The following is a 16317-nucleotide window of genomic DNA, read 5'->3' on the forward strand; positions in this document are numbered from 1 at the left end:
AGGCACAGGAGGTGCCGTTGAATGGGCCAGGAAAATCATCATTCTGAGGTTGATCAAGCAGGGAGTGGAGAAGCACCTGTTGGCGCGAATATTGAAGATCGACTGAACTTTACACCCATCTGGTTATTGCCTCTGGCTGTTTTGATTGCAGTTGGTTGGCTGCTATGGCGTGAGCTGGACCACGGCGGTATCGAGGTCATGATCCAGTTTGAAAATGGTCGCGGCATTACTGTGGATAAAACGGAAGTACTGCACAACGGTATTCCGGTTGGTCATGTTACCAGGCTTGCTCCCAGCCATGACTTTGATGCGGTTAATGTAACGGTGAAAATGACCCAGCGCTTCAAACCGCTTCTTACTGAAAACAGCGCTTTCTGGCTGGTTGAGCCTCAGTTGAGCCTGACAGAAGTTTCTGGTCTGGATACCTTGATCACCGGTAACTACATCGCGTTCAGCCCATCGTCTGAAGGTCTTATGAAAACCCAATTTACGGCGTTAAAAAGAGCGCCGGGAATGATGGGAGGAAGGGATGGACTTCGCCTTACATTAACGTCTGATGAACTGCCATCACTGGAAATTGGCAGTCCGGTCTTCTATCGAAAGCTAAAGGTTGGGGAGGTGTTTGATTATGGCCTGTCAGAAGATGGCCTTTTCGTAGAGACACAAATCTACATCCAGTCTGAGTTTTCAAAGTTAGTGCATGAGAATACCCGTTTCTGGAGCGCTGGTGGCTTAAAAGTTTCCGCTAATATGACCAACCTGGAAGTACAGGCTCAATCACTGGTTTCCATATTAAAGGGTGGTGTGGCCTTTTATACGCCTGAATGGGAAGAAGTGAAGCCGGTAGTCTCAAGTGGTGCAGAGTTTTCCCTTTACAGTGACTACGACACTGCCGAAGCCGGGATACCCATTACTATTGAGTTCCCTCTCGGGGTTTCTCTTGGCGACAGTAATATCCCCATTCGTTTTCATGGTCAGGAGGTTGGGCGGATTCGTTCTGTGGACGTCAGCGAGGATGTCAGCCGTGTCATTGCTGAAGCGATTGTCAGGCCGGAAGTAAAGCCTGCATTGGTTGCTGGTACACGATTCTGGGTTGTTGAACCCAAGCTGGGGCTGGATGGTGTGTCTGATCTGGATACGTTGATCAGTGGCCGGTATGTGGCAATGGATATCAACAAAAGGGTGATGCAGGCGGGCTCGGCAGTCAGTCACTTTAAAGGTATGGAGACCCGACCGGCAACACCCATAGGGGCCATCGGTTTGAGTCTGACGCTCGAGACAGATGCGCTGAAAGGTATCGATATAGGAAGCCCGGTTTTGTACCGGAACGTTCCTGTTGGATTTGTTCAGTCCTATGATTTGAAAGGCCGTGGTTTATCCATCCAGGTTCTTATAGAAGCACGTTACCAACATCTGGTTAATATGAGCAGTCGCTTCTGGAATGTCAGTGGGCTTCAGTTTGAGGGGGATCTACGGACTTTTCGGGTTGATATGGCTTCCATTAAAAGTCTGATATCTGGAGGCATTGCTTTTAGCACAGGTAAACCGGATGCGGAAAGAGTAGAGAATGGGGCAAAATTTCCCCTCTTTTCAGATCAGACCATTGCGCTCAGTGGTGATCAGGAGATAGAGATTCACTTCGATCGTGCTGATGGCTTAAGTGAAGGCACTCAAATTCGCTTTCGTGGTGTAGAAGTCGGTCGGGTTACCCGTTTGTTGGTCAGCAGAGAAAATCAGGGGGTGACTGTTAAAGCACTGATTGACAATGATAAGTCCTGGTTGATGAGGAAAGGCGTCCACTTCTGGCTGGTTGAACCAAAACTGGGGCTTGCTCGAACATCGAATCTGGAAACGTTGATCATCGGTCCATACATTCAGGTTGAAATGCCGGCCATCCCGGGACCAGAGACAACAAGGTTTATTGGTCAGCACCGAGAGCCAGATGATATTCCAAAAGCAAAAGGCCTGGTTCTTGAGCTGGTGAGTGAGAGCCTGGGTTCAATACAGCGGGGCAGTCCAGTCTATTATCGGGATGTACCGGTTGGTGACGTCACTGGGTACCGTCTGGCTAACCCGGCTGATCAGGTGGTTATTATTGTTAATATTGAAGACCGTTACCGAAGACTGATCAGTAATGATAGTCGGTTCTGGAATGTCAGTGGTATTGATATTGATGTTGGTCTGTTTCGGGGAACCAGTATCAGGGCCGACTCATTGGAGGCTCTACTGGCGGGAGGGATCGCTTTTGCGACGCCAGAAAAGCCAGAGCGGCCTATTCAGTCAGGGCATCGTTTTGATCTTGCCGATGAACCTGAAAAAAGCTGGTTGCTGTGGCAGCCGGAGATTTGGCTGCATTAATTTATACATGCTCAGCAGCCTCTTCTCTTGCATGGTTTTCCTTTATCGATAGGATCAATTGGTCCTTTTGAGTCCATAGCTCATTCACCCAGTGTTGACACTGATCACGGAACACTTCGTCATTGCTGTAATCTCTGCCAAGATAAGCGTCAGAGATTGCCTGTTTTTCAATTTTCACTCTGATCTTGTCACCTCTGCCACACAGAAAACCCCAAAAAGATGGAACGCCTTCCTGATAAACAATGGTGATATTAATTAAGGTACGAAGTTGTTGTCCCATGGCCCCAAGTACAAAACCAACGCCACCGGCTCTGGGTTTCAGCAAGTGTTGAAAAGACGACTTTTGCTGTTTGTGCTTGGCATCCGTAAAGCGAGTTCCTTCCATAAAATTACGCGATGTGCGACTTTGTCTGAAACTATCTCAAATTACTAGCCCGGATATTTCATAAACTGCCCCGAATCTCGGGCAGGACTTTGTCGCCCTAAGGGATTTTGTGAGGGAGTGCCGTACCGGGGAGTACGGTCGACCGAGCAAAACTCCCTTAGGGCGGCAAAGGACAAGCGAGAACGGGAGCACGTTTATGAAATATCCGGGCTAGCATGATGGTAAGTCCAAGTTGTATCTTCAAAATCACGCAATTATTTGCTTTCCGTTTTTTAATCTTCGGAAATAAGGTTCTCAAACTGTATTGCAGGACGACCAGCAATTATATTCAGATAAGAACCAATATTATGTGCCAGTAACTTCCGAGCGATACGTGATGTCATATGCCATCTATCTCGACAATGGCACTTTTCTATTTCAAAGCGCTCTGTCAATTGACCTATCACTGTTTCTATTCTCCGTCGTACCCGTAATACCAGCTTTACAAACGACTTCGGACGTTCATCTTGCATGTTTTTTCTCAGTGGCGTCTGAAGATCAATACCTAATTCCTGACAATCAGCTTTAAACTCAGGCCTTATATAGCCCTTATCGCCAAGCAAGAGGCCAGAAATGGTCTCGAGCATGTCATAGGCTGCATCACGCTCATCTACGTTCGCTGCGGTCAGAGTAAAACCCACAGGAATCCCTCGTGCTTCAACCAGCAAATGCCCCTGAAAGCCATAGAACTTCTTGTCCTTGGAAGCGCAGTAACCATAACCAGCCTCAGCTTTAAAGATACGGCTCTGTGGTGCACGGGTTCTGACGACAACATCAATCGGAAAACCATCGATTAAATGGATATCTGCATTATCTGCATGCATCATCTGGACTATACGAATTTGCAGTCGTTGTTTCACATGCCATAAGTTGGCGGCCTGTTTGACAAATGCCGAGCGTGAAGGAATGTCAGGAAACAGGTGTCGCCAGTGTCGGGTAAAATACTTCCAAATCTCAGTGTCCTTATGATGCCCAAGCCATTCACCGACAACTTCCATGGTGATCGCTTCACTATCAGTGAGCTTTGGTGGAAACCCTCGAAGTCGCAGTGGTACAGGAAAAAGCTCTTTTACCAAATCGTCGATCAAGCAGTAGACTGTAGTGATAAACTCTTCAACGGGCATGACTGAAACCTTCTTTGCTTTCTACTGCTTTTAATAGCAGAAAGCAGGATCAGTCATGTCTCCTTATGCAAACCTAAAAGTCGCACATGGCGTATAAAATTGAAAACCGATACGGGAACATCACGAAACTTCTCACAGGCTTTTTGGGTGGCCTTTAGATCTTCACCGCGTTTCTCTGGGTGCTTTTCCAGATAGGCTCTTGAATAGCGCTTCATAAAAGGGAAGTCCAGAGCCCACCAACACAAGCCGATGACCGGCACCCAGATCAGCTCCTGTTTCAGAAAGAACTTCAGCATTGGAATTCTGCGGTTCAGCAGGTGTTGAACAATAAAAATATCCGCCCACGACTGGTGATTGCACGTTACAAGATACCATTCATCTTTCTTGAGGCTTTCCAGCCCCTCAACCTGCCACAGCATAGGGCGGGTGAGTTTCATCCAACCACTGTTGATACTGATCCAGCATTCAGCAATAGCGATGCATATACGGGTACATAATTTGTGCCACGGTTTTATGGGGATTAGAAAATGGCTAAGACTGAACGCAAGTAGAGGTATACACAGAATAAGTGTGTTTATCCCGAGCACACTCGCGGATATAAAACCTCTAAGAAAAGAAGGAAGAGATGACAGCATATGGTCGACACAAGTTAGTTATTATCATTTAGCAACTTCATGCTCATGAGAATGTAAGAGTTTTTTTAAGTCTTGCCAAGCAACGCCTTCCCGCTTTTTATGGTTCTCACCTCTATTCCCATTTTGTGTGGCCAGAATTTCAGCGGCAATCGCAATGGCTATTTCAGCAGGCTTTCTGCCGCCAATACTTTCCAGTCCAACCGGGCAGCGCATATGCTCAATTTGGGCTTGTGAGAAATTGCCTTTGTGCTCAAGCCGTTGGCGAAAACGCTTGGCCTTGGTTTCTGAGCCAATAACGCCCAGCCAACGGCTGTTGTCATGCTTCAATGTTGCTTCAGTAATTGCGAAATCCAGCTGATGGTTGTGAGTGACGACCAGAACAAACGTATCCTCTTGCAGGTCTTCGACCTCCAGCTCGGGCTGATCGCTGATACAGACCTGGACATTTCCCGGTATCTCTTCTGGAAACAGCTCTGCTCTGCTGTCGATCCAGGTAATCTGGCAATCCAGAGGTGCCAGAACATTCACCAGCGCATGGCCAACATGACCGGCGCCAAACAGGGCAATGCGAAAACCACAGGTGGTGATGGGTTCCAGCAGCGCACTGACGCTGCCACCACAGCACTGCCCGAGTTTGGGGCCAAGAGGGAAGTGTTCCAGAACCGGCTCTGAATGATCATTAAGCAGCAGCTCCCGGGCTTTCTGGATCAGCAGAAACTCCAGCTGCCCGCCACCGATGGTATCAAAGCACTGGTCAGCCGTGACTAGCATTTTACTGCCGGACTTTCTGGGGGCAGAGCCTGCTGAACCCAGAATGGTAACCAGTACACCAGACTCACCGGTTTTCTGAAGATTGGCCAATGCGTCAATCCACATACTCTGTCCCTCTCACATCGGTCTTTTTATAGCGCTGCATTTTTTATGGATGTGACTGCCGTCAATACCCTTTCCGGAGTAGCAGGCACATCAATTTGTGGATTTACCTGATAATCAGCAAGGCTGGATACCGCATCCCGAATGGCGCACCACACCGACATACCCAGCATAAAGGGGGGCTCACCGACCGCCTTTGAGTGATAGATCGTGTGCTTCGGGTTCGCCTGCTGGAACAGCTCAACATTAAATACCGGTGGAATATCTTCAATGGTTGGGATTTTATAGGTGGCAGGGTTGTTACTCAGCAACCGTCCATTGTCGTCCCATACCAGCTCTTCAGTTGTCATCCAGCCCATGCCCTGGATAAAGCCACCTTCAATCTGCCCCTGGTCAATAGCCGGGTTCAGTGAGTGACCCACATCATGAAGAATGTCCACTCGATCAACCTTATACTCTCCCGTTAGAGTATCCACTGTCACTTCTGAAACGGAAGCACCGCAGGCAAAGTAATAGAAAGGCCGACCACTGGCGGTTTCCCGGTCGTAGTGAATTTCCGGAGTGCTGTAGAAGCCACTGCTGGATAGAGAGATACGGTTCAGATAAGCGGCCTGAATAAAGCCTTCAAACGGCATTTGACGCTCACCCAGATGCACTTCGTTATCATGGAATGAAACTTCCTGGCCTGAAACACCATAGTGCTCAACAGCAAACTCAATCAGACGATCCCTGATTTTCTGACAAGCATCCTGTGCTGCCTTGCCATTCAGGTCGGAACCACTGGATGCCGCGGTAGGTGAAGTGTTGGGTACTTTATCGGTTCGGGTCGACGTGACCTGAACCCGCTCAAGAGAAACGCCGAACTCGTTGGCTACGATCTGGGCGACTTTGGTGTAGAGACCCTGGCCCATCTCTGTTCCGCCATGGTTGATTTGAATACTGCCATCGGTATAGACATGGACAAGAGCACCGGCTTGGTTCAGGTGTTTCGCGGTAAAAGAGATACCAAACTTTACCGGTGTCAAAGCCAGTCCTTTTTTCAGTACCTGGCTTTGCTGGTTGAAGGCACTGATTGCTTCTCTTCGTTGCCAGTAGTCAGAGCTTTCTTCCAGCTTACCGATAACATCGTGCAGTACGTTATGTTCTACCCGCTGGTGATAATGAGTGGTGTTCCGTTCCGTAATGCCATAGAGGTTTCTCTTGCGAACCTCCAGAGGATCCAGGCCAGTTGAGCGTGCGATGTCGTCCATAATCCGTTCAATGACCAGCATGCCCTGAGGCCCACCAAAGCCCCTGAAGGCGGTATTGGATGCGGTATTGGTTCGGCAGCGATGACCGATCACGGTAGCGTTATTCAGATAATAGGCATTATCTGAGTGGAACATGGCCCGGTCGACAATGGCGTCGGTCAGGTCCGGGGAGTGTCCGGCATCACCGGCCAGCTCGATATCAACACCTTCCAGCATGCCTTCCTGATCAAAACCGACGTTGTAGCGATGGCGGAAAGGGTGACGCTTACCGGTAGACACCATATCCTGCTGTCGATCAACTCGAAACTTGACCGGTCTGCCGGTTTTTACTGCCAGAAGCGCTGCAATACAGGCCGGGGCGGCTGCCTGGGTTTCCTTGCCACCAAAACCGCCGCCCATGCGGCGCACATCGGCCACTACTTTACTCAGCGGTACGCCGATGACTTCAGCAACCAGTTTCTGAACCTCTGAAGGGTGCTGGCTTGACGTGTATACATGAAGCTGACCATCTTCCTGGGGAATAACGCTGGCGATTTGCCCTTCCAGGTAGAAATGTTCCTGACCACCGTTCGACATCTGTCCTGACAGCTGGTGATCAGCATGACTGATGGCCTGTCTGGCATCACCTTTCTTCATGGTGTGGTCAGGCCGAACAAACGAGTTTTGTTCCATGGCCTGATCAATACTCAGAATGGCATCAAGTGCGCGATACTGAATAACGGCTTTTCGAGCGGCTCTTTTTGCGGCTTTATGGGAAGTTGCTGCCACTGCAAAAATCGGTTGTCCGATATAATCCACCCGGCCTTCAGCCAGCAGCATGTCTCCCGGAAAAACAGGGCCGATATCTTTGTGACCCGGGATGTCGTCTGCGGTTATGACTGCCACAACACCGGGAGTATTCCATACTTCATCAAAATTGATGCTGACGATCTCTGCATGGGCTTCTGTCGAAAGGCCAAATCCGGCATGCAGCTGGTTGGCCATTTCCGGGCGATCATCAATATAGAGTGCTTTACCAGTCACATGAAGGTGAGCACTGTCGTGTTTAGCGGAACGGTTTCCGCTCATGTGAAGAGCGTGACGCTCGTCAGCCGAAATCGGAGTTTCAGTTTCTTTGCTCATGATCAGTTCAGGGCTGTTCGTCAGCTCATGGCTGTCATTGAACTCAGGGCTGCCATCGAGCTTATGAGTCTGTTTCAGTTCACTGGCCAGATCCGGTAGTTTACGCATGACAGATAATCCTTACATTCTGGCCAGACAGTTCCATAAAATAACGCTCCAGCAAATTACAGGCAGCTTCAAGGCGGTACTCGCTGCTGGCCCGAACATCCGACATGGGTTTGAACTCCTGACGGATAGCTGCTTTTGCCCGACTGAGCGTTTCGTTATTCAGTGGTGATCCGGTTAAAATCTGCTCACACAATTCCGCTCGCTTGGGAATGGCCGCCATGCCGCCCAACGCCACTCTTGCCCTTGTTATTTGACCATCACCATTGGTCTCCAGATTAATCGCGGCAAGGACGGTAGAGATGTCATCACCATAGCGCTTACTGAGTTTATAAACTTTTAGCTGGTGAGGTTTTTTGGGAATACGAATTCGGGCAATGTATTCACCCGAGGTAAGTTCGGTCTTTTTGTAATCCAGGAAAAACTGGTTAAGCGGGATATTCCTGATGTTATCTCCGTGACGAAGATCCAGAGACGCATCAAGAGCCAATAAAACAGGAGGCGTGTCGCCTATGGGTGAGGCGTTGCCGATGTTGCCACCCAGGGTTCCCTGATTACGTATCTGCTGGGAGCCCAGCCGATCCAGCATTTGAGCAAACTCAGGATAGTACTTTGTAAATATGGACTTTATGCTCCGATAAGTGACCGCAGAGCCAATTACCAGTTCATTGTTATCTTCATGAATGGTCTGCAGAGAAGGAATATTCTTAACGGAGACCAGTTTTTCAATTTTCTTCAGTTGCTGGGTTACATCGAGCCCAAGATCGGTACCACCGGCCAGAATTCTGGCGTCAGGGTTATCCAACAGATACTGTGCGAGCTCATCTTCACTGGCAGGAATACATGCACCGCTACCATTCACACTGCCTTGCTGCTCTATGGTTTGTAGCTTGGACAGGGTTTCCTCACGGTTTCTGAAAAACTCATCATCTGGTTGAGCATTGGCCAGGCTGTTAGCCGCATCAACCAGGGGGCGGTAGCCGGTGCACCGGCACAGGTTTCCACCAAGGGCTTCAAGAACATCGGGTTTGTCTTCTGCACTTTCATGGTGAAGAGCAAACAACGACATCACAATGCCCGGTGTGCAGAAGCCACATTGGGATCCATGGTGATCAACCAGTGCCTGCTGTACAGGGTGCAACTCACCCTTTTTATTGTGCTGGTCGGCCTCGTGAGAGCCTGCAAGATCTTCTACCGTCAGTAGCTGCTTACCATGAAGCGAAGGCATCAGGGCAATACAGGCGTTCATAGTCTTGTATTTCAGCTGTCCACCTTCTGGCTCACCGACCACAACGGTGCATGCGCCACAGTCACCCGAGCAGCAGCCCTCTTTGGTTCCAGTACGCTTTTCATCAGCCACAGGCTTTGAAGAGCTCGTTTCAGTATTGCCTCGAAGATAATCAAGAACCGTGGTGTCTGAAGCGGTGTCCTCAACTACGACGAGCCGATCGTTTAAAAGAAAGCGAATCACGATGGCAATGTCCCTTTTTCATTCTTTTTATTATGACTTTCTATGACGAGAATGCCATGACAGCTCGTTGAAGCTTTCGTTAGATAGGCTGTATGACATTTCCAGCTTTTTACTTTTTATTAATTTGACTATCTGGTCAGGAAAATAGCAAGGGATCAGCTGTGAATTTTGTTGACCATAAAGTCAGAAATTTGCATTGATTCAGATCAACTTGTTAGTCTTGCCAGGCTGGATAAAAAATCCTCAATGCGCAGAACATAAAAAATAAAAAATACAGGACTGGAAGTTTCTATGAACTCAGTGGATACGAAGTCACTATCATCGGCAGATGATAAGCCAGCGTTTCTGGATCGGCTGTTCAAGCTTAAAGCTCATAATACAACGGTAAAAACAGAGCTGGTGGCCGGTTTCACCACCTTTATTACCATGTGTTACGTGGTGTTTGTGATACCAGGTATGCTGTCCGATGCAGGAATGGATAAAGGCGCCTTGTTTGCGGCTACCTGCCTTGTCGCAGGTTTAAGTTCCATTGCTATTGGCCTGTATGCCAACTGGCCCGTAGGCCTGGCTCCCGGTATGGGCCTGAATGCTTTCTTTGCCTATGCCGTTGTTCTGGGAATGGGCTACTCATGGGAACAGGCCATGGGCGCCGTTTTCTGGGGTGGTATTGGGTTTATGCTGCTGAGCCTGTTTAAAGTCCGTGAGTGGATTATTGACAGCATTCCGAAAGGCCTGCGAGTGGGTATTACTGCAGGTATCGGCCTTTTCCTTGCACTGATTGGCCTGAAAAACGCCGGTATAGTGGTTGCCAGCCCGGGGACCATTATCACGTTGGGTGATATTACGCAGTTCAGCCCTGTGATGGCCTGTCTTAGCCTGCTGCTGATTCTGGGGCTGGCTTATCGTGGCTTTAAAGCAGCTGTGCTGTTAGCCATTGTTGTTGTCTCGGGAATAGGCCTTCTGGCCGGAGATATTGCCTTTCAAGGAGTATACTCTGCCCCGCCCAGCCTTGAACCTGTGGTTGGCAAGCTGGATATCATGGGAGCTCTGAAACCGGAGATGCTGGGTGTTATCGTTGCGTTCATGTTTGTGAATCTGTTTGACACCACTGGAACATTGATTGCTGTTGGCGATAAAGCGGGTCTGGCTGATCAGAATGGCAAGATGCATAACATGAATCGGGCGATGATTACCGACGGAACTGCTTCCTGGGCTGGAGCACTGGTGGGAACACCGACGGTTACCTCCTATGTAGAAAGTGCGTCAGGTGTGGCTGCAGGCGGTCGAACAGGTCTGGTAGCCGTCACTGTGGGTGTTTTGTTCCTGCTCTGCATGTTCCTTTCACCACTGGCAGCAATGGTTCCAGCCTATGCAACCGCAGGTGCCCTGATTTATGTCGCGGTGTTGATGGCCGGTAGCCTGGCGAATATTGACTGGAATGATTTGACAGAAGCGGGCCCGGTACTGATTACCGCCATCATGATGCCGCTGAGTTTCTCTATTGCTAATGGCATTGCGCTCGGGTTTATTGCTTATCCTCTGGTAAAACTGCTGGCAGGCAGGGCCAGTGAAGTCAGTATCAGTGTGTGGGTGCTGGCCGCATTATTTATTCTCAAATTTATCTTTTTCGGGATTTGATTAATTAATCTCGCTAGGTGCTCGGTCATCTGTGGTTAGTAAATATGGCTTCAAATGGTTGAGTGCTTACGTGCTGTGATCTCGTCAGGTAGCAGTATTCCGTCGTATTTTTGGGTGTCTACTGACTATGGCTGTGGCTTCAGTTTCCTTAATATCCGCTCGAATTTTTGTACGATGTAAGAGTAGATAAGGATTACCATGAAAAAGCTTTTGACCCTGGCACTGATGAGTGTGCTGAGCTTTGGCGTTATGGCCGATGACTGGAAGAAACTTGGTGAGCGTCGTGTTTCTTTCCAGAGCGAGCAGGATGTAATCCATGTTAGCGGCTTCAAGGGTAAGTACGACACCATCGCCTTTAAAGTGGACAGAGCTCCGATTTTCATGAAAAAGATCAGAGTTGTCTTTGGTAATGGTAAGTCACAGACCATCCACATCAACAAGCGTCTGCACAGAGGCAAGCGTTCTCTGCCATTCCGCCTGTTGGATGGTGACCGCATCATCAACAAGATTGAGATGGACTACAAAACGGCTGTTGGTGGCCATAAGTATGCTGAAGTGACGGTATACGGTAAGCGCAGCTGATTCTATTTAAAGAGCCTCCTAAAGGCAGCGTGTCTTGCTGCCTTTCATATCCTTCCTAATTCTTTCCATTCACCTAGCAGAACTGCAATTTCTGTCTATCTTTACTGTTTCTATTTATCGACTACCTTGATCAGGGAATACCGTTTACTCAACTTATTGTATATCCGGCTAAATAGTGCTCTAGAGTGGCGGCGTTCATATCAGTTAAAGAGTGATGCTAGTAAATGCTACGAACGGCGGTGATTGGTGCGGGTTATCTCGGGAAATTTCATGCAGAGAAGTATGCTCGACTGGCATCCAGCCATCTGGTGGGCATTGCGGATATTGACAAGGTCTGTGGCCAGCAAGTGGCCAGTATCTGCAATACCCACTATTTCAGTGATTACCGGGATCTGATTGGTCAGGTTGATGCCGTCAGCATTGTTGTCCCTACCTCCATGCATCACTCCATTGCCAGTGACTTTCTCAGGGCAGGCGTACATGTGCTTGTGGAAAAACCTATTGCCAGTAATTTATCTCAAGCTGAAGAGATGATTAAGCTTGCCCGGGAGAAACAGCTCATTCTCCAGGTCGGCTTTCTGGAGCGATACAACGCTGCACTGGGCAGCGTTTCTGATAAGGTTAAGCAGCCCCGGTTTATTGAGTCTCATCGACTGGCCAGCTTTAAACCTCGATCCATGGACATCAACGTGATTATGGATCTGATGATTCATGATCTGGATATTATTCTGAATATTGTTGATTCACCGATAATGGATATTGCCGCAAATGGCAGTGCGGTATTGTCGGAGACGATTGATATTGCCCAGGCGCGTTTGTCTTTTGCTAATGGTTGCGTTGCAAATGTGACCGCCAGCCGAATCAGTCAGAAAAGCAAAAGAAAGATGCGCATTTTTCAGAAGAGCTCTTGCATCTGTGTTGACTTTCAGGAATTAAAAGTCAGTCATTTCTTTAAAGGGGAAGGTGAGCTGCATCCGGGAATTCCTGCCATTGAGTGTAATGAGCAAAGCTATCAGGGGAGTGATGCTCTCAGATTGGAAATTGAAGACTTTCTTCTGAGTGTTGAAGCATCAAGCCCACCGAAGGTCAGTGGTGAAGATGGTAGAGATGCACTGAATACCGCCAACCGAATTTCGGAAATTATTGCGGAGACGGGTTTGAGTCTATAAGCGCGTTATAAACTATAAAGGGTAGAAAGCCATTGGTTTGAGTGAAAGATTGGTACCATTTTCTGAATTGCAAAAGGGGAGTCATGACTCAAAATAGCGTGAATAACATTCCAATGGTGGATGTGCAGGCGTGGCATCGTCCAATTCAGGAGCGGTTAGAAAAAAAAGCACTGGAGATATTGCGCAGTGGTCGTTTTATTATGGGGGAAGAAGTTGAGGCGTTTGAGCAGGAGGTGGCTCATTATCTTGGAGCCAAGTATGCCATCAGCTGTGCGAATGGTACCGATGCTCTTGTTCTGGCACTGCATGCAGCTGGTATTGGACCAGGGGATGAGGTATTAACAACCGGGTTTACCTTCTTTGCCACCGCCGAAGCCATTCTGCAGGTGGGAGCAACTCCCGTTCTGGTTGATATAGACTCTGAGACATTCAATATTGATCCGCTTGAGCTGGAGCGAAGTATTTCGTCCCGATGTAAAGCCGTACTGGTTGTTCATCTTTTTGGTTTGCCTGTGGCTCTGTCAGAGATTCAGGCTGTCTGTGATCGCCATGGTTTAATTCTGCTGGAGGACTGTGCACAGTCTTTTGGTGCATCTTACCAATCTCGAAAAACGGGCAATTTCGGATTGCTTGGTACCTTCAGTTTTTTTCCCAGTAAAAATCTTGGCGGGTTTGGAGATGGTGGATTGATCATTACCAGCGACTTAAAAGCAGCCGAAACGGTACGCATGCTGCGTAATCATGGCAGTGCCTGTCAGTACTATCACGAGTGCACAGGCTACAACAGTCGTCTGGATGCCATTCAGGCGGGGCTGTTAAGAGTCAAATTAGAGCATATTGACGAATTCAATGCTCAACGCCAGCAAGTTGCTCAATGGTACCGTGAACTTTTGAAAGATACGGAAGTCATTTTCCCTTCAGACCAAGAGGAGCATATCTATCATCAATATACAGTTGTCTTGCCTTCAGGGAGAGATATGGTTAAGAAACGGCTTGCCAGTAAGGGGATTGCCAGTGCGATCTATTACCCTTTGCCTTTAAATAAACAAAGAGCTCTGGCAGGGGGGGCAAGTGAATATGAATTACCAGTCTGCGAGCAGTTATCAGAGCACTGCCTTTCATTGCCGATATATCCAGGTATGGCTAGTGAACAGGTTGAGACTGTGGCGAACACGCTGATTAAAGTGATGTGTTAATCGTTTATAGATTAATGTAGCTGATCATAAGAACCATAATTCATGGAGTGGGAGTTTCCTATGCTCTCTAATGGAGCTGAAGGACCTGTTGATATTGCCAGAGTGAGGAGTGTTGATCTCAGAAGCCTGGGTTCTGGTGCTTCTAACCCTGCTGCTACTTGGAAAGGGTTCCTCATATCAGAAAGTAAAAGCACGGTTTCAAAGTTGACTGCGGCGGGTATGGTTCTTGTTGGTGGTATTTGTACAGGGGTTGGAATAGAACAAAGAAGTCCTGCTATTTATATTACCTTTCCAATAATGACAGTTTTGGCAGAGGCTTTTTATTTTGGGTTGAGGGCATATCATTATTTTACGTCTGGAAATCACAATCTTGAGGATTTAGAACAATGCATTGGGAATATTAATACAGAAGCCTGTTCTCTTCCTCAAATGGTTTGTAGTTCATCAACAGGCTTATCACACGAACGGACTCATTTACTTGAAACAAAAGCCCTGGAGTTTGATTTGAACAACCCAATAGCTCTTCTACAGAAATTTGAGAGTCTATGGGAAGTGAGCTTATCTATCCTGCCTTCGGATATCGATAGGCGAGTTGAGTTGCTGCAAGACTTAAAGAAGTATTTTTCTGAATATTTTAATTCGAATTCGGATTTACAAAAACAGTGGTTTATTAAGGATGATGATCAATGCAAGGCTGTTTTTGAAGGTATTTGCAAACATTTTGATCTTTCTCGGAATAAAGTGCGGTCATCTGATCTCACAAACGATTATGAAAAATTACTTTCGGTGGATAACGGTGATTGTCTGTATGACTCTATATGGCAAGGAATAAGTGATAATAAAAGAAGAGAGCTGTTCGATACGTATTTTTCTGAGCTTGGAAATGAAGAGTGGTCAAAGGGGGATCAGCGACCAGAGTATGATATTCTTAAAGTGGTTTTACTCGAGACCTTAGAAGTAAAAGAACACTTAAAGGGGTGCTCTCTCTGAATGATTGAAACAATAGTGCTCTATTTTCACAGCTACTATGGGAACACCACTCATAATAGTTAACTGTCATGCCCGCTTCTGTTATTTCCAGCTCTACCAAAAGCATCGTTTTGCAAATTGAAGTTTCTATAGATTCAGGCAACATGCTGAATCTTGAAGATAGTTTACAGCGTGCACTCAATGAAGCCGGGCAGCTTGGAACAAAAGAGTTATTGGGGCTATTTGAATCACCCAATAAAGAACCTATCGTCGTTAATCAGCAGAAGTGGAACTACAAAGGAAAGGTTCTTAAGCACTATGAAACCTTATACGGTCGTATACCTTTGGAGCGCTCCGTATATCAGGGTGTCAGAGGTGGCAGTACTCTGGCAGCACTTGATCTTCGTGCCGGTATTATTGGTTCAGCTACCCCCAAATTTGCCAAGTCTATCGCCTGGAAATACAGCCAGATGCCAGCGCCTGCGGTAAAAGAAGATTTTGAGACCAACCATCAAAGGACGCTTTCAAATTCTTATATCAAGCATTTATCGGACAGAGTAGGTGCATTAATTGAAGACCAGCAAGACACTCACTACCACCTTCCTCCACTAAAAGAGCCTGTTGAAACAATAGCCATTGGTCTGGATGGAACCTGCATGCTGCTTTGTGAAGAAGGCTGGAGGGAAGCCATGTGTGGGACATTGAGCCTATATTCTGCAGATGGAGACAGGCTCCACACGATATATACAGCCAGTTCGCCAGAGTATGGTAAACAAAGCTTTATGAGCAAGCTCGACGAGGAGATTGCAGATCTAAAACGACTCTACCCAAATGCCACATACATCGGGGTAGCTGACGGGGCTAGAGAAAACTGGAGTTATTTGAAACAACATACCTCTGGGCAGATACTCGATTTTTATCATGCATCTGAATATTTAGCTGGAGCAGCGGAAGCACTGTTTCCAACCAGTAAGGCGAAGCGACACCAGTGGCTTGAAGACAGGCTACATAGTTTGAAAAACAAGCGTGGAGCAGCCAAAAAAATCCTTCAGGAAATTGAATCAGCCGAGCTCCCGAAAAAGACAATCGCACTGACAGAGAAGCGCTACAAAGCTGTGAGCTATTTTACAAACAATCACCAGTTAATGAATTATCATCAGGCGCTTAAACGCCATTGGCCAATAGGTTCAGGAGTTACTGAAGCGGCTTGTAAGACTCTGGTAAAGCAACGATTATGTGGTTCTGGAATGAGGTGGAAAGCAACAGGAGCGGAAGTGCTTTTGACAACAAGAGCACTGATCCAGAGTAAGGGGCGCTGGGAACAACTTTGGTCTGAGTTCATGACTGGAAAGGTTGAAGCTAACCTATGAGTCAGTTATCAAATTGAGAGAGCACCCACTT

13 protein-coding genes are annotated in these 16317 nt (G+C 47.5%); 7 read left to right on the forward strand and 6 right to left on the reverse strand.

Features of this window, described 5'->3' with window-relative positions:
• Positions 1 to 21 precede the first annotated feature (21 nt).
• Entirely contained in the window at positions 22 to 2358 is a 2337-nt protein-coding gene (locus ACOCLE_RS22845) for an intermembrane transport protein PqiB (protein ID WP_419534387.1), read from the forward strand.
• 1 nt (position 2359) lies between these two features.
• On the opposite strand, the gene ACOCLE_RS22850 is transcribed toward ACOCLE_RS22845, so the two are convergent.
• From ACOCLE_RS22850 to xdhA, 6 genes are all read right to left on the reverse strand, one after another.
• The gene (locus ACOCLE_RS22850) at positions 2360 to 2743 is read right to left on the reverse strand and encodes a hypothetical protein (RefSeq protein ID WP_419534388.1); all 384 of its coding nucleotides are present in this window, start codon (positions 2741 to 2743) and stop codon (positions 2360 to 2362) included.
• A gap of 272 nt (positions 2744 to 3015) precedes the next feature.
• Entirely contained in the window at positions 3016 to 3906 is an 891-nt protein-coding gene (locus tag ACOCLE_RS22855; protein WP_419533099.1) for an IS982 family transposase, read from the reverse strand.
• Positions 3907 to 3959: 53 nt separating this feature from the next.
• Positions 3960 to 4541 carry an acetyltransferase gene (locus ACOCLE_RS22860; protein ID WP_419534389.1) on the reverse strand — a complete coding sequence of 194 codons (582 nt, stop codon included), beginning with the start codon at positions 4539 to 4541 and terminating at the stop codon, positions 3960 to 3962.
• Positions 4542 to 4565: 24 nt separating this feature from the next.
• Positions 4566 to 5417, reverse strand: coding sequence for a xanthine dehydrogenase accessory protein XdhC (xdhC, locus tag ACOCLE_RS22865; RefSeq protein ID WP_419534390.1), 852 nt, complete (start codon positions 5415 to 5417; stop codon positions 4566 to 4568).
• A gap of 26 nt (positions 5418 to 5443) precedes the next feature.
• Positions 5444 to 7894, reverse strand: coding sequence for a xanthine dehydrogenase molybdopterin binding subunit (xdhB, locus tag ACOCLE_RS22870; RefSeq protein WP_419534391.1), 2451 nt, complete (start codon positions 7892 to 7894; stop codon positions 5444 to 5446).
• Complete coding sequence (gene xdhA / locus ACOCLE_RS22875) at positions 7887 to 9362, reverse strand: xanthine dehydrogenase small subunit (RefSeq protein WP_419534392.1); 1476 nt, start codon at positions 9360 to 9362, stop codon at positions 7887 to 7889. The genes xdhB and xdhA overlap by 8 nt, the downstream gene beginning before the upstream one ends.
• A 291-nt stretch (positions 9363 to 9653) precedes the next feature.
• Between xdhA and ACOCLE_RS22880 the strand changes: the two genes are divergently transcribed.
• The 6 genes from ACOCLE_RS22880 (at position 9654) to ACOCLE_RS22905 (ending at position 16286) form a co-directional block, all read left to right on the forward strand.
• Entirely contained in the window at positions 9654 to 11000 is a 1347-nt protein-coding gene (locus tag ACOCLE_RS22880) for an NCS2 family permease (protein ID WP_419534393.1), read from the forward strand.
• Between the two features lie 198 nt (positions 11001 to 11198).
• A complete protein-coding gene (locus tag ACOCLE_RS22885; RefSeq protein WP_419534394.1) occupies positions 11199 to 11582 on the forward strand; it encodes a hypothetical protein in 384 nt (127 codons plus the stop codon).
• Positions 11583 to 11806: 224 nt separating this feature from the next.
• The gene (locus ACOCLE_RS22890; RefSeq protein ID WP_419534395.1) at positions 11807 to 12751 is read left to right on the forward strand and encodes a Gfo/Idh/MocA family protein; all 945 of its coding nucleotides are present in this window, start codon (positions 11807 to 11809) and stop codon (positions 12749 to 12751) included.
• A gap of 83 nt (positions 12752 to 12834) precedes the next feature.
• Positions 12835 to 13947, forward strand: a complete 1113-nt coding sequence (locus ACOCLE_RS22895) for a DegT/DnrJ/EryC1/StrS family aminotransferase (RefSeq protein WP_419534396.1) — start codon at positions 12835 to 12837, stop codon at positions 13945 to 13947.
• A 60-nt stretch (positions 13948 to 14007) separates the two neighbouring features.
• Positions 14008 to 14937 (forward strand): hypothetical protein, encoded by a 930-nt coding sequence (locus ACOCLE_RS22900; protein WP_419534397.1) that lies wholly within the window; start codon positions 14008 to 14010, stop codon positions 14935 to 14937.
• A gap of 68 nt (positions 14938 to 15005) precedes the next feature.
• Positions 15006 to 16286 (forward strand): ISKra4 family transposase, encoded by a 1281-nt coding sequence (locus ACOCLE_RS22905; protein WP_419532972.1) that lies wholly within the window; start codon positions 15006 to 15008, stop codon positions 16284 to 16286.
• Positions 16287 to 16317 lie beyond the last annotated feature (31 nt).

Source organism: Endozoicomonas sp. (assembly GCF_965196975.1).
Lineage (GTDB): Bacteria > Pseudomonadota > Gammaproteobacteria > Pseudomonadales > Endozoicomonadaceae > Endozoicomonas.

Excerpts from the sequence above, each read along its gene's own strand:
- ACOCLE_RS22845 (WP_419534387.1), top strand. The coding sequence starts at position 22 with ATGGGCCAGGAAAATCATCATTCTGAGGTTGATCAAGCAGGGAGTGGA.
- ACOCLE_RS22850 (WP_419534388.1), bottom strand. The coding sequence starts at position 2,743 with ATGGAAGGAACTCGCTTTACGGATGCCAAGCACAAACAGCAAAAGTCG.
- ACOCLE_RS22855 (WP_419533099.1), bottom strand. The coding sequence starts at position 3,906 with ATGCCCGTTGAAGAGTTTATCACTACAGTCTACTGCTTGATCGACGAT.
- ACOCLE_RS22860 (WP_419534389.1), bottom strand. The coding sequence starts at position 4,541 with ATGCTGTCATCTCTTCCTTCTTTTCTTAGAGGTTTTATATCCGCGAGT.
- xdhC (WP_419534390.1), bottom strand. The coding sequence starts at position 5,417 with ATGTGGATTGACGCATTGGCCAATCTTCAGAAAACCGGTGAGTCTGGT.
- xdhB (WP_419534391.1), bottom strand. The coding sequence starts at position 7,894 with ATGCGTAAACTACCGGATCTGGCCAGTGAACTGAAACAGACTCATAAG.
- ACOCLE_RS22880 (WP_419534393.1), top strand. The coding sequence starts at position 9,654 with ATGAACTCAGTGGATACGAAGTCACTATCATCGGCAGATGATAAGCCA.
- ACOCLE_RS22885 (WP_419534394.1), top strand. The coding sequence starts at position 11,199 with ATGAAAAAGCTTTTGACCCTGGCACTGATGAGTGTGCTGAGCTTTGGC.
- ACOCLE_RS22890 (WP_419534395.1), top strand. The coding sequence starts at position 11,807 with ATGCTACGAACGGCGGTGATTGGTGCGGGTTATCTCGGGAAATTTCAT.
- ACOCLE_RS22895 (WP_419534396.1), top strand. The coding sequence starts at position 12,835 with ATGACTCAAAATAGCGTGAATAACATTCCAATGGTGGATGTGCAGGCG.
- ACOCLE_RS22900 (WP_419534397.1), top strand. The coding sequence starts at position 14,008 with ATGCTCTCTAATGGAGCTGAAGGACCTGTTGATATTGCCAGAGTGAGG.
- ACOCLE_RS22905 (WP_419532972.1), top strand. The coding sequence starts at position 15,006 with ATGCCCGCTTCTGTTATTTCCAGCTCTACCAAAAGCATCGTTTTGCAA.